The sequence below is a fragment of the Streptomyces sp. NPDC048288 genome, assembly GCF_043201555.1.
GTDB lineage: Bacteria > Actinomycetota > Actinomycetes > Streptomycetales > Streptomycetaceae > Streptomyces.
Map to the genome: position 1 here is coordinate 319,473 of NZ_JBICZD010000001.1, position 13,810 is coordinate 333,282.

Sequence of the window (13,810 nt, forward strand, 5' to 3'; positions counted from 1 at the left end):
ACAGGGCACGGCCGTTCGAACCACCATGCGGGGAGGGGACGGAACACCACGACCGCAGGGGGCGACCGATGGGACCAGGTCTTGTCCGCACACTGATACGGCTGACAGTCGGCAACCGTCTGTCGGCGGCCTATCTCACCCTGGTCGCCGTCGTCATCGCCAAGGCGACCGTCGACTCCCTGTTCGTCCAGGACCCGGACCCCGACTTCGCCTGGCTCTGGCCGCCGCTGGTCACCTTCCCCACGTTCCTGCCCGTCGCGGCGCTGGGCCGTACGGTCTGGGACCCGGCGATCATGCCGAACTGGTTCTTCATCACCATGATCGTCGTGTCGGCCCTGCTGCAGTCCCTGGCCCTGGGCGCGCTGCGCCGGGCGGTGCGGACCCGTCACCAGCGCATGATCAGGTCCTGCTGACGGGGGTCGCCCCGGCCGCGAGGCCCTAGACCGGCTCTCCGGCGCCCACCACCTGGCGGATCTCCGCCGACTCCAGGCGCTGGGCCGCGCGGTCGGCCGTGGTGCGGGCCCAGCGGCCGTTCGTCAGGGCGCCGAGGGTGAGGACGGCGAGCCCGCAGCCCGCGAGGATCCACCAGCCGGGACGGGCGGCGGTCACGAAGGTCGTGCGGTACGCCGACCCGGTGATGCCCGAGGCCAGCACCGCGCCGATGACCGCCACGCCCAGGGTCTGGCCCAGCTGCCTGCTGGTGGAGGCGACCGCGGCCGCGACGCCCGCCTGGGACCTCGGCATGCCGGAGACCGCCGTGTTGGTGATCGGGGCGTTCACGAAGCCGAAGCCGATGCCGAACACGACATAGCCGAGGAAGAGGGTGGTGTCGGAGGTCTCCGCCTCGAAGGCCGCGAACAGCACGGCGCTCGCGGTCATCGCCACTCCGGCCACCACCAGCGGCAGCCGCGGACCCCGGCTCGCGACCAGGCGGCCGGCGAGCGGGGCGCACAGGAACATCGGGACCGCCATCGGCAGCATCCACAGGCCCGCGTGCAGGGCGTCCAGGCCGCGCACGTTCTGCAGGTAGAGCGTCGACAGGAAGAGGAAGCCGCCCAGGGACGCGAACGCGCTGATCGCGATCACGGTGGCCCCGCTGAACGGCGCCGAGCGGAAGAAGCGCAGGTCGATGAGGGGTTCGTCGCGCCGGGGCTCGTACCAGAGCAGTCCGGCCAGGGCGACGAGGGCCACCGCGGCGAACGGCAGCACGGTGGCCGCCCCGGCGGTCGGCGCCTCGATGATCGCGTACGTCAGCGAGCCGAACAGGGCGATGACCAGCACCTGGCCGACCGGGTCGGGCCGGCGGGCCTTCGGCGCCCGGGACTCCGGCACGAAGCGCAGCGTCAGCAGGACCGCCGCCAGGCCCACCGGGATGTTGACCCAGAAGATCGCGCGCCAGCCGACCGACTCCACCAGCAGGCCGCCGACCAGCGGGCCGGCGGCCATGGATATGCCGACCACCGCACCCCACACCCCGATCGCCCGGGCCCGCTCGCGCGGCTCGGTGAAGGTGTTGGTGATGATCGACATGGCGACGGGGTTGAGCATCGAGCCGCCCACCGCCTGCACCATCCGGAACGCGATCAGCGATTCCAGGTTCGGCGCGAGGGAGCACAGCAGCGAGCCGATCGAGAAGACGACCAGCCCGGTCATGAAGACCTTCTTGCGGCCGACCCGGTCGCCCGTCGAGCCCGCGAGCATCAGCAGCGAGGCCAGCACCAGGGTGTAGGCGTCGATGGTCCACTGCAGGCCCGCCGTCGAGGCGTGCAGCTCGCGCTGCATGGACGGCAGGCCGACATTGAGCGCCGTGGTGTCGAGGCTCACGATCAGCAGACTCATGCAGCAGATCGCGAGGACGAGCATCCGGCGGCGGGGGCTGAGCTCGGGCATGTCACTCATCGTACGCCCGCTTCGATAGTGTGTCTAACTAATAGTGCCGCTAACTAATGACCGATACATGATCATTGTGCGCCCCGAGCCGGCGCACCCCGCGCATGCGCGACAATGGGGCAATGCCCACGCCCGAGTCGCCCCTCCAGATCGGCCCGCACACGGTCCTGCCGCCGGTCGTCCTCGCCCCCATGGCGGGGATCACCAACGCGCCCTTCCGGACCCTGTGCCGGGAGTTCAGCGGCGGCAAGGGGCTGTTCGTCAGCGAGATGATCACGACCCGGGCGCTGGTCGAACGCAACGAGAAGACCATGCAGCTGGTCCACTTCGACGCCAGCGAGAAGCCGCGCTCGATCCAGCTGTACGGCGTCGACCCGGCCACCGTCGGCAAGGCCGTCCGCATGATCGCGGACGAGGACCTGGCCGACCACATCGACCTGAACTTCGGCTGCCCGGTCCCCAAGGTGACGCGGAAGGGCGGCGGCTCCGCCCTCCCCTACAAGCGCAACCTGCTCCGCGCGATCCTCCGCGAGGCGGTCGCCGGCGCCGGCGACCTGCCCGTCACCATGAAGATGCGCAAGGGCATCGACGACGACCACATCACCTACCTCGACGCCGGCCGGATCGCCGTCGAGGAGGGCGTCACGGCGATCGCCCTGCACGGCCGCACCGCCGCCCAGCACTACGGCGGCACCGCCGACTGGGAGGCCATCGCCCGCCTCAAGGAACACGTCCCGGAGATCCCCGTCCTCGGCAACGGCGACATCTGGTCGGCCGAGGACGCGCTCCGCATGGTCCGCGAGACCGGCTGCGACGGCGTGGTCGTGGGCCGCGGCTGCCTCGGCCGGCCCTGGCTCTTCGCCGACCTGGTCGCCGCCTTCGAGGGCCGCCCCGAGGACGTCCTGAAGCCGGCCCTCCGCGAGGTCGCCGACATCATGGTCCGGCACGCCACCCTGCTCGGCGAGTGGATCGGCGACGAGTCCAAGGGCGTCGTCGACTTCCGCAAGCACGTCGCCTGGTACCTGAAGGGCTTCGCGGTCGGCAGCGAGATGCGGGGGCGCCTCGCCATCACCTCGTCCCTGGCCGAACTCCGCGCCGGCCTCGACGAACTCGACCTCGACCAGCCCTGGCCCACCGGCGCCGACGGCCCCCGCGGCCGCACCTCCGGCAACAACCGCGTGGTCCTGCCGGACGGCTGGCTGAAGGACCCCTACGACTGCGCGGGCATCACCGACGAGGCCGAACTGGACACTTCCGGCGGCTGAACGCCCCGCCCCGCAAGGGGCGCTGGGGGTCCCCCCGGCCGAAGGCTGGGGGAGGAACTGCGCGACCAGCCACGACGGCGCCGCAGCCGGGCTGATCGCGGCACTTCCGGTGGAGCCCTAGTTCGTCTTCGGGTGCGGAGTCGACCCGTACGCCGTCAGGAACTTGTCGCGGAAGGCGCTCATCTTCCACACCGGCGCGTCGTGTGCCGGGCGCAGCCCGTCGGTCCAGTTCCAGGAGTCGATCGCGTCAAGGACCTTCGGGTCCTTGGCGACGATCGAGATCGGCACGTCCCGGCTGGCGTGGTTGCCGCTGACCCGGGCGATCGGCTGGTGGTCGCCGAGGAAGACGAGCACCGTGTCGTCGTTGCCGTAGCGCTCCAGCCACTCGGTGAGCGCGGTCACCGAGTACTGGACCGACTTGCCGTACTCCTGGCGGGACTTGGTGGTGTCGGCGATGACGTCGGACGCCTTGTTGCCGGCCTTCTGGATGGCGTCGAAGATCGAGCCGTCGCCCAGCTGGTCCCACGGCACCATCTTCGGGATCGGCGCCCACGGCTGGTGGCTGGAGGTCAGGATCACGAACGACATCCGGGACTTGCCGTCGGCCGGCTTCTTGCTGTGCACCCGGTCCTGGAACTGCTGCAGCGCGTACTGGTCGGGCATCGTGGACCAGCTGAACTTCGGTCCCTTGTAGCCGAGCTGGAAGGCGTTGTAGACCTTGTCGAGGCCGTAGTAGCTCTGCTCCGGCCAGCCCTTCTGGATACCCGGCATCACGCCGACGGTGTCGAAGTCACCGGTCTTCTGGAACGCCTTGGTGATGGAGAGGTGGTCGCTCGCCATCACGGTGCGGTAGCGCTGCTGGTTGCTGACCCACAGCCCCGACATGGTCGTGGAGTGGCCGAGCCAGCTGCTGCCGCCGTACGTCGCCGACGTCAGCCAGCCGCTCTTCGCATGGAAGCCGGCCTTCGCGAGCGCCGCGGTCCGCACGGCGAGGGTGCTGTCGACGCCGGGTGCCTCGATCGGGTCCTCGATGGCGCTGCGGCCGTAGCTCTCGATGAACGTGAAGACCACGTCCTTGCCGCGCAGGCTGGTCAGCAGCTGGTCGGGCGGGGTGTTCCCGAAGGCGTCCACCTTGGCGACCTTCCGGAACTCGGCCTCGTCGTGCAGGGTGTCCTTCACCTGCCGGGCCTTGATCTCCAGCGTGGTCGCGGTGCTGTCGGCGGCGAGCGGCACACCGCCGGCGAGCTGGACGCCGAAGGAGGAGCAGGTGATCCAGACGACACCGGCGATCAGCGTGCCGCGGGTGGCCCGCCCCGGATGCCGGGCGAGCAGATTGCTCAGCCGGACCGTGGCGAGGGCGAGCAGCACGAACACCACCAGTACGAGGACGACGGCACCGACGGCGACGGCGAGGGTGGCCGTCCGGCCCAGCGTGTCCTCCAGATACGACTCCGCGTCGGCGAGCAGGCTCCAGTCCAGGATGGCGTTGAAGCTCCGGCCCAGGTACTGCTTGAACCCCATGTCGAGCGCGTTGACCAGGGTCAGCGCGCCCAGCACCACACCGAACACCGCGGCCAGCACGATCCGGGGCCGCCGGGGCAGCGCCAGCGCGACGGCCGCCGCGATGATCCCCTCGGACGGCAGCCGCACGAACTTCGCGGGCCCCAGCGCGACCACGGTGTTCGGCATCACCAGCGCCCCGATCACGAGCGCCGCGCAGAGCACGTTGACACCGACCGACAGCGCCGTGGCAGCCCCGGGATGCGCCTCCCCCCACCCCTCCCGCCGCTCCCGAACCCGCCCACTCCAGGCGGCCCAACCCCGGCGACGGGGGCGGGGGGTGTCGGGGGCGGGGGCCGGTTCGCCGGAGCTTCCGGTGGCGGCGGGGGCGTCTGCGGCCTCGGGTTCCGCCCCGACTTCAGCGACGGCCCCGGGGCCGCTCCCGGCCTGGGCCTCAGCATCCGTCCCGGCCTGGGTCTCGGGGTCCGTCTCGGAGGTGGCTTCGGCTTCGGCCTCGGATCCGGAGTCGGCCTCGGCCTGGGTCTCGGGGTCCGCCTCGGAGGCGGCTTCGGCTTCGGCCTCGGAAGCGGCGTCGGCCTCGCCGGTGGCTATGGACTCGGGTTCGGCCTCAGGAGTGGCCTCGGCCTCGGACGCGGCGTCGCTCGACTCGTCCCCGGCCGCAGGACTTCCGGCCGCACCGGAAGCCGCTTCCCGCTCGGACCTCAGCACCTCGGACTCCTCCGGCGGGGCTTCGCGCTCGGACGGCCCGGACGGTGTGTCCGATGGCTGGCGAATGCTCGTGTGCTGAGACAACCCGGAGGTCCTTCCGTGCGAGACCCGTAGAACGGAGGCGGCGGACCAACGCTGGGGAGGCCTGGGCCCGCCGACTTCCCGTACGGTTTGCCCAAGTCCCCTGTTCAGGGCCAACGGCAAATACCCGGCAAACGCCCAGTCAACGCGCCCTGAAGGGGCGCGGGGCTGTGCCGATATGCGGCTCCGCCGCGGGGCGCGACCAGCCCCCACCGGCCCGCAGCCTACACACGACCCCCCTACGCACCCCCCACCGCAGTCAGCAACGCCAACGGCGCCGCCGCCGACCGCGATTCCCGCACACACGCATGCGGATACGGCACCGGCTCCGGATGCGTGTCCCTGCCGTACCCGGCCAGCACCTCCGGCAACCGGTGCCCGCCCGCCGTGGCCGCGTCCACCAGCCCGTGCGCCACCGCCCGCGCCTCGTCGTGCAGCCCGTACCGCGCCAGCCCCAGCGCGATCAGCGCGTTGTCGTGCGGCCACACCGATCCCCGGTGGTACGACAGCGGGTGGTACGCCGCCTGCCCCGCGGCCAGCGTCCGCACCCCCCACCCCGAGAAGAAGTCCGGCTCCAGCAACCGCCGGCCCACCACCTCCCCGTACTCCTTGTCCAGCAGCCCGGACCACAGCAGGTGCCCCGCGTCCGAGGCGAGCGCGTCGACCGGCCGGCCCTCCCCGTCGAGGGCCAGCGCCGGGAAGGAGGACTCGTGCATCCAGAAGTCCCGCTGGAACCGGTCCCGCAGATCTGCGGCGGCCTGCTCCAGGAGCGCGGCGTACGTCTCGTCGGCCCACACCGTCCGCGCCACCCACGCCGTCCGGCGCAACGCGTCGTACGCGTACCCCTGCGCCCCCGCCGCCATCACGGTGCCCATCGGCCGGCTGCCGTCGGCGGAGCAGATCGCGCCGGGGGAGTCCTTCCAGTTCTGGTTGGCGAGGCCGCCCTTGTCCGCGCGGTAGACGAGATAGCCGCGCGAGGTCAGCCCGCCGTGGTCCAGCATCCAGCCGACGGCCGCCCGGGCGTTGCGCTCCAGCCGCCGGGCCAGCTCCACGTCCCCGGTCTGCTCCACGTACGTGCCCAGCAGGATCAGGAACAGCGGGGTGGCGTCGACGGATCCGTAGTAACGGCCGTACGGCACCTGCCCGAAGTGGGCCAGTTCCCCGTGCCGTACCTCGTGGACGATCTTCCCGGGCTGGGCCACGGAGTGCGCGCCGGCCTCGGTCGCCTGGGTGGCGGCGAGCGCGGGGAGGGTGGCGGCGGCCAGCCGGGGGCGGTAGGGGAGGGCGAAGAGGGAGGTGAGGAGGGCGTCGCGGCCGAGCAGGGTGAGGAACCAGGGGGCGCCCGCCGCCGGGACCTTGAGCTCCTCGCCGTCCGGGCCGGTGGCCGGCACCTGGAGGGTGGCGAGGTCGGCGAGGCCGCGGGCGCAGGCCGCCGCCAGCTCCGGCCAGCCGGTCGGGAAGGCCACGCCTTCCACGAACTCTCCTTCCAGGGCCAGGAGTTGTTCGTTGAGCGCGGCCGGGTCGCGCGGTACGCGCAGCGCCCGCCGGTCGCCGTGCGGGCGGCCGATCACCCGGACGACCAGCTCGGTCGTGCCGTGCGGGGCGAGTTCCAGCGTCCAGACCATCCGCCGGGCGCCGGTCCCGGTCTCCTCCACGCCGTCCGGCGCGGGCTCGGCGGTGATCGTCGTGACGGATCGCCATTCGCCCCGGCGGTAGCTGAACTCCAGTCCGTCGTCGAGGACCTGGCGGGAGCGGACGGCACCGGACTTGGTGTAGGTGCGGTGGTCGGCGCGGAGTTCGAACTGGTCGGTGAAGTCCGCGTCGGCGGTGATCGCGAGGCGGATCGTGGTGGGCACCGGGCGGTTGCTGGTGACCCGCAGGGACTCGACGAACGAGCCGTCACCGACGGCCTGTTCACGGAAGAGCGTGTGCGCGGGCGGTTCCTGGCGGCCGCCGCGCGGGACCAGGACGCAGCGGGTGCCGTCCCCGTCGCCGACCGGTGTGAGCACCTCGGGCAGTGCCCCGTCGACGGTCAGCTGCCAGCGGCTGAGGTGGCGGGCGTCCCGTACGAATAAGCCGTCCGGGGAGCCCCCGCCCCGCACGCCGCTGATGTCGCCGCGGTCGTCCACGGCGGCGAACGTCGCGCCGTGCACGAGCAGATGATGCCGGTCCGTCATCCCCGGTCCCCTCCTTTGTCCTTCAGGTCGAACGTGCGGTGTCCACCGAAGACACCTCGTTTTGTCAGCTCTTGTCCAGATTTTGACGCTCGTCATGCGGCGCCCGTTGCCGGTGGTGCAGATCGAGCGCGAGGGCGGCCGTCCAGCTGAACCCGGTCGCGCCGCACGCCTCGCCGGTGTACGGGTCGACGTACTCGGCGAACCCGCTCGCGTCGGCCGTCCGCAGGACCGCCTCGGCGAGCGCGTCCGCCCGCTCCCGCTCGCCGTGCTCGCGCAGCCCCCGCTCCAGCAGCCAGCCGGTGTTGAACCAGGCCGGGCCGCGCCAGTAGCGGTGCGGGTCGAAGGCCTCGCCGAGCAGGTCGTAGCTGGGGACCAGGAGGGTGCCGGTGCCGAAGTGCGGGCCGCTCAGCGTGCGGACGAGCGCGGCGGCGATCTCGCGCGGCAGCTCCGGGAGCAGCAGCGGGACCAGCCCGGACACCCCGCGCTCGGGAATCAGCCCGCCGCCCGTGCCGCCTGTGCCGCCCGTGCCGCCTGTGCCGTCCGCGACGTCCGTGCCGCTCGCACCGCTCGCACCGTCCGTGCCGCTCCCGCCGGCCCGCAGGTCCCGGCAGAGGAAGATCTCCCTCTCCGGGTCCCAGAGCCGGTCCACCAGCGCCGCCGTCAGCCGCTGTGCCCGCGCGTGCCGGGCCGTGCCGGTCGCCCCCAACTCCCGTGCGATACGGGCGAGGGCATGCTCGGAGGCGATGAGCAGCGCGTTGAACGCGGGGTCCTCGACGGCGAACTCGCGCTTGCGGTCGGCGTACTCGGCGTCCCGGTAGTCGGCGGCCAGCCGCACGTACCGCCCGTAGTCCAGATCCGTCGGCCGGTCCTCGGCGGCGCCGTGCTCCAGGTCGGCGCGGCGGAAGGAACGGGCCGGGGCGGGCGCGACCCGGGCCAGCGGGGCGTCCCAGCAGGGGCTGTTGTCCATACCCTGTTCCCAGGGGTGGACGACGGACGCCAGCCCGCCGCCGCCCAGGTCCCGCCGGTGCAGCAGATAGCGGTGCCAGGCGGCCAGGCGCGGGTAGACGCCGGCCAGGAAGCCGCGCGCCCGGGACAGGCCCGGGTCGGCGAGGTGCACCAGCCAGGCGGCCAGCGCGTGCACCGGTGGCTGCACGATCCCGGAGGTCTGTACGGTGCGCGGGGCGCCCGCAGCGCGCCCCGCGGTCGAGGAGCGCCAGAAGTCGGGGCTCGGGAAGTACGCGTCGAGGGGCACGGAGGGGTTGAACACGATGTGCGGGATCCGCCCGTCGGCCCACTGGGCGGCCAGCAGCGTCTCCAGCTCCGTCTGTGCGCGCAGCGGCGAGAGGTGCCGCAGCCCGATCGCGATGAACGCCGAGTCCCACGACCACTGGTGCGGATACAGGTTCCGGGAGGGCACGGTCGAAGCGCCGGTCCAGTTGCCGTCGAGCACCCGTGCGGCCCTGACGTGCAGGGACCCCGGCCCGGTCGGGGACAGGGGCGGTGGATCGTATGCAATCCCGCGATCGAGTGCAGGGGTGGTGAGCTGGGCAGTGCGATCCACTCGGGACTCCCCGAAGACGTTCGGCCGGCCGGGTTCGGCAGTGGCTACCGTAGGGTTACGTCTATTTAACACGCAAAACTCAATATGTAATGCAAGCTTGAGAAACACAAGGGGGTGCGCATGACCGGACGTCCCGGCAGGACCGGCAGGGCCGGTGGGACAGGGAAGGGCGGCGGGCCGGCCAGCGCCGGCGACCTGCTCGAACTGGTCCGCAGCGGCCGGGCCGTGACGCGCGGCGCCCTCCAGCAGGCCACCGGACTCTCCCGGGCGACCGTCGGCCTCCGGCTGGACCGGCTGTTCCGCGCGGGCTGGCTGCGCGAGGGCGCGGGCGGCCCGGTCGACTCCCCGCTGGGCGGCCGCCCGTCCATCACCCTGGAGTTCGACGACTCCCACGCGGTGGTCCTCGCCGCCGACCTGGAGACCCGCCATGCCCGGGCCGCCGTACTGTCCCTGACCGGGGAGATCCTCGCCGAGCACTCCGGCACGGCGGTCATCCAGGACGGCCCGGAGGCCGTGCTCGCCGAACTCGGCCGCTGGTTCGCCGAGTTGCTGGAGAAGGCCGGCCACCGAGCCACGGAGGTGTGCGGGATCGGCCTCGCGGTACCGGGACCGGTCGACACGGACACCGGCCGGGTCGTCCAGCCGCCGATCATGCCGGGCTGGGACGGCTACGACATAAGGGGCCGCACGGCCCGGGCCTTCACGGAGCACACGGGCGCGCCGGCCGTGCCGGTCCTGGTGGACAACGACGCGAACCTGATGGCGTACGGCGAGCAGCGCACCGGATACCCGGACTGCTCGGCGTTCGTCCTGGTGAAGGTCTCGACCGGTATCGGCGCCGGGGTCGTGGTCGACGGCACGATCTACCGGGGCATCGACGGCGGCGCCGGGGACATCGGTCATATCCGGGTGGGCGCGGAGGCGCAGTGCCGCTGCGGTTCCTACGGCTGCCTCGCCGCCGTCGCGAGCGGCGGCGCCGTGGCCCGGAGGCTGGCGGAGGCCGGGGTTCCGGCGGCGTCCGGCTCAGATGTGCGCGATCTGCTCGCCTCGGGCCATCCGGAGGCGGCCGCCCTGGCGCGGGACGCCGGCCGCAGCGTCGGGGACGTGCTGGCGACGGTCGTCACCCTCCTCAACCCCGGCGTGCTGATGATCGCCGGGGACCTGGCGGGCACCCCGTTCCTCACCGGCGTACGCGAACTGCTCTACCAGCGGGCGCTGCCCCGCTCCACCGCTCACCTGGACGTCGTCACCTCGCGGCTGGGGGAGCGGGCGGGGCTGATCGGCGCCGGAGCGCTGGTCGTGGAGCATCTGTACGCGCCGGAGCGGGCGGAGCAGCGGCTGCTGTCGCTGGGCGTGTGACGGGCCGGTTTCCGGCTGGTCGCGGCGTCCGGATCCGCGTCCGCATGGTGAAATCCGCGCGTCTGTGGGAGCGTGATTCTCGCCACCCTTGATAAGGGTTGCGCTCAGATGAGCGGATCATGGGCGACTGCACTTCTCCAAGGGGTGGCACTGGGTGCCACCCCTTGATCGTTCATCGATCGAAATCAGGTGTGCGGTATGACCGCTCACATGAGCGGTAAAGTGCCGTGCTGAGCGTTCTTGTGTTCAAGAAGTGAAAACACAACCGTGTCACCGCTTGCCAAGCTTTGACTTTCGATCCGGTGGCGGACGACTGGTTACGGGCGCATGACACGCAAGTAGACGTACCCAGGCGCCTTCGATCTGGGTATGTTCCTCGCCGTCAGGGCAGCCACCGCGTCCTCGAGGGAGTCGAGACCCGTGTCGGAAAACAAAGAACCCCACGTAGCGAAGCTCGTCTACGACTTCACCGAGGGAAACAAGGACCTCAAGGACCTCCTGGGTGGCAAGGGCGCGAACCTCGCCGAGATGACCAACCTGGGGCTCCCCGTTCCCCCCGGCTTCACCATCACGACCGACGCGTGCAAGGTCTACCTCGACAGCGGCGAGGAACCGGCGGCACTGCGTGACGAGGTGAGTGCGCACCTCGACGCGCTGGAACAGCGGATGGGCAAGAAGCTCGGCCAGGCCGACAACCCCCTCCTGGTGTCGGTCCGCTCCGGAGCAAAGTTCTCCATGCCCGGCATGATGGACACGGTCCTGAACATCGGCCTCTCCGACAAGTCCGTGCAGGGCCTGGCCAAGCAGGCCGGCGACGACCGCTTCGCGTGGGACTCCTACCGCCGCCTCGTCCAGATGTTCGGCAAGACCGTCCTCGGCGTCGACGGCGAGCTCTTCGAGGAGGCCCTGGACGCGGCGAAGGAGGCCAAGAAGGTCACCGTCGACACGGACCTGGAGGCCGCCGACCTCAAGAAGCTCGTCACCAGGTTCAAGAGGATCGTCAAGACCGAGGCCGGCCGGGACTTCCCGCAGGACCCGCGCGAGCAGATGGACCTCGCGATCCGCGCGGTCTTCGACTCCTGGAACACCGACCGCGCCAAGCTCTACCGCCGCCAGGAGCGCATCCCCGGCGACCTCGGCACCGCGGTCAACGTCTGCTCGATGGTCTTCGGCAACCTGGGCCCCGACTCCGGCACCGGCGTCGCCTTCACCCGCGACCCCGCCTCCGGCCACCAGGGCGTCTACGGCGACTACCTCCAGAACGCCCAGGGCGAGGACGTCGTCGCGGGCATCCGCAACACGGTCCCGCTCGCGGAGCTGGAGCGGATCGACAAGAAGTCGTACGACCAGCTGATGCAGATCATGGAGACGCTGGAGAACCACTACAAGGACCTCTGCGACATCGAGTTCACGATCGAGCGCGGTCAGCTGTGGATGCTCCAGACCCGCGTCGGCAAGCGCACGGCGGGCGCCGCCTTCCGGATCGCGACCCAGCTGGTCGACCAGGGCCTGATCGACGAGACCGAGGCCCTCCAGCGCGTCACCGGCGCCCAGCTCGCCCAGCTGATGTTCCCGCGCTTCGACGAGCAGGCGAAGGCCCAGCAGGTCGGCCGGGGCATCGCCGCCTCGCCCGGCGCCGCGGTCGGCAAGGCGGTCTTCGACTCCTACACCGCCGTCAAGTGGTCCCGCTCCGGCGAGAAGGTCATCCTGGTCCGCCGCGAGACCAACCCCGACGACCTCGACGGCATGATCGCCGCGGAGGGCATCCTCACCTCCCGCGGCGGCAAGACCTCCCACGCCGCCGTCGTCGCCCGCGGCATGGGCAAGACGTGTGTGTGCGGCGCCGAGGACCTCGAGGTCGACACCAAGCGCCGCCGGATGACCGTCCCCGGCGGCCATGTGGTCGAGGAGGGCGACGTCATCTCCATCGACGGCTCCTCCGGCAAGGTCTACCTGGGCGAGGTCCCGGTCGTACCGTCCCCGGTCGTCGAGTACTTCGAGGGCCGGATGCACGCGGGCGCCCAGGACGCCGACGAACTGGTCGAGGCCGTCCACCGCATCATGGCCTTCGCCGACCGCAAGCGCCGGCTGCGCGTGCGCGCCAACGCCGACAACGCCGAGGACGCCCTGCGCGCCCGCCGCTTCGGCGCCCAGGGCATCGGCCTGTGCCGCACCGAGCACATGTTCCTCGGCGACCGCCGCGAACTGGTGGAACGCCTGATCCTGGCGGACACCCAGGAGGACCGCGAGGAGTCCCTGCGCGCCCTGCTCCCCCTCCAGAAGAAGGACTTCGTCGAACTCTTCTCGGCGATGGACGGCCTCCCGGTGACGGTCCGCCTCCTGGACCCCCCGCTGCACGAGTTCCTCCCGGACATCACGGAACTCTCGGTCCGCGTGGCCCTCGCCGAGTCCCGCCAGGAGCCGCACGAGAACGAACTCCGCCTCCTCCAGGCCGTCCACCGGCTGCACGAGCAGAACCCGATGCTGGGCCTGCGCGGCGTACGCCTGGGCCTGGTCATCCCCGGCCTGTTCACCATGCAGGTCCGCGCGATCGCCGAGGCGGCCGCCGAACGCAAGAACGCCAAGGGCGACCCGCGCGCCGAGATCATGATCCCCCTGGTCGGCACGGTCCAGGAGCTGGAGATCGTCCGCGAGGAGGCCGACCAGGTCATCGCCGAGGTCGAGGCGGCCACCGGCACGAACCTGAAGCTCTCCATCGGCACGATGATCGAGCTCCCGCGCGCCGCCCTGACTGCGGGCCAGATCGCCGAGGCCGCGGAGTTCTTCTCCTTCGGCACCAACGACCTGACGCAGACCGTCTGGGGCTTCAGCCGGGACGACGTGGAGGCCTCCTTCTTCACCGCCTACCTGGAGAAGGGCATCTTCGGGGTCTCCCCCTTCGAGACCATCGACCGCGACGGCGTCGGCTCCCTGGTCGCGGCGGCCGCCAAGGCCGGCCGGGCCACCCGCCCCGACCTCAAGCTGGGCGTCTGCGGCGAGCACGGCGGCGACCCCGAGTCCGTCCACTTCTTCCACCAGGTGGGCCTCGACTACGTCTCCTGCAGCCCCTTCCGGATCCCGGTGGCCCGCCTGGAGGCCGGCCGCGCCGCGACCGAGTCACAGGGCAGCGACCACCGCTGAGACGCGCCAACCGCAGAGGCCGGCCCCGACCGGCCTCCGCCGAACCCCGGGTCCGCCGTCCGTCCCCGACCCTCAAGACCGATGGGCGGCGGGCCCGGCACGCAAGA

The 13,810-nt window shown here is 71.7% G+C and carries 8 protein-coding genes; 4 read left to right on the plus strand and 4 right to left on the minus strand.

What is annotated here, in order from left to right; all coding sequences use genetic code 11:
- The first annotated feature begins 68 nt into the window (after positions 1-68).
- Positions 69-413 (plus strand): SCO4225 family membrane protein, encoded by a 345-nt coding sequence (locus ACGFZS_RS01395; RefSeq protein WP_355710719.1) that lies wholly within the window; start codon positions 69-71, stop codon positions 411-413.
- A gap of 25 nt (positions 414-438) precedes the next feature.
- Here the strand turns inward: ACGFZS_RS01395 and ACGFZS_RS01400 are convergent, their stop codons facing one another.
- Positions 439-1,890: an MFS transporter gene (locus ACGFZS_RS01400; protein ID WP_393656549.1), complete on the minus strand. Its 1,452-nt coding sequence runs from the start codon at positions 1,888-1,890 to the stop codon at positions 439-441.
- A gap of 122 nt (positions 1,891-2,012) precedes the next feature.
- On the opposite strand from ACGFZS_RS01400, the gene dusB reads away from it, so the two are divergent.
- The gene (dusB, locus tag ACGFZS_RS01405) at positions 2,013-3,155 is read left to right on the plus strand and encodes a tRNA dihydrouridine synthase DusB (RefSeq protein ID WP_393793393.1); all 1,143 of its coding nucleotides are present in this window, start codon (positions 2,013-2,015) and stop codon (positions 3,153-3,155) included.
- Between the two features lie 117 nt (positions 3,156-3,272).
- Here dusB and ACGFZS_RS01410 read toward each other — a convergent pair whose 3' ends face one another.
- From ACGFZS_RS01410 to ACGFZS_RS01420, 3 genes are all read right to left on the minus strand, one after another.
- Positions 3,273-5,384: a sulfatase-like hydrolase/transferase gene (locus ACGFZS_RS01410; protein ID WP_393793394.1), complete on the minus strand. Its 2,112-nt coding sequence runs from the start codon at positions 5,382-5,384 to the stop codon at positions 3,273-3,275.
- Positions 5,385-5,704: 320 nt separating this feature from the next.
- Positions 5,705-7,642 (minus strand): glycogen debranching N-terminal domain-containing protein, encoded by a 1,938-nt coding sequence (locus ACGFZS_RS01415; RefSeq protein WP_393793395.1) that lies wholly within the window; start codon positions 7,640-7,642, stop codon positions 5,705-5,707.
- 64 nt (positions 7,643-7,706) lie between these two features.
- A complete protein-coding gene (locus ACGFZS_RS01420; protein ID WP_393793396.1) occupies positions 7,707-9,203 on the minus strand; it encodes a hypothetical protein in 1,497 nt (498 codons plus the stop codon).
- A 120-nt stretch (positions 9,204-9,323) separates the two neighbouring features.
- On the opposite strand from ACGFZS_RS01420, the gene ACGFZS_RS01425 reads away from it, so the two are divergent.
- The gene (locus ACGFZS_RS01425; protein WP_393793397.1) at positions 9,324-10,562 is read left to right on the plus strand and encodes an ROK family protein; all 1,239 of its coding nucleotides are present in this window, start codon (positions 9,324-9,326) and stop codon (positions 10,560-10,562) included.
- A gap of 420 nt (positions 10,563-10,982) precedes the next feature.
- Positions 10,983-13,703, plus strand: coding sequence for a pyruvate, phosphate dikinase (gene ppdK / locus ACGFZS_RS01430; RefSeq protein ID WP_393793398.1), 2,721 nt, complete (start codon positions 10,983-10,985; stop codon positions 13,701-13,703).
- Positions 13,704-13,810 lie beyond the last annotated feature (107 nt).

What these genes read in the sequence shown, in the direction of transcription:
- ACGFZS_RS01395 (WP_355710719.1), top strand. Translation starts at nt 69, where the DNA reads ATGGGACCAGGTCTTGTCCGCACACTGATACGGCTGACAGTCGGCAAC.
- ACGFZS_RS01400 (WP_393656549.1), bottom strand. Translation starts at nt 1,890, where the DNA reads ATGCCCGAGCTCAGCCCCCGCCGCCGGATGCTCGTCCTCGCGATCTGC.
- dusB (WP_393793393.1), top strand. Translation starts at nt 2,013, where the DNA reads ATGCCCACGCCCGAGTCGCCCCTCCAGATCGGCCCGCACACGGTCCTG.
- ACGFZS_RS01415 (WP_393793395.1), bottom strand. Translation starts at nt 7,642, where the DNA reads ATGACGGACCGGCATCATCTGCTCGTGCACGGCGCGACGTTCGCCGCC.
- ACGFZS_RS01425 (WP_393793397.1), top strand. Translation starts at nt 9,324, where the DNA reads ATGACCGGACGTCCCGGCAGGACCGGCAGGGCCGGTGGGACAGGGAAG.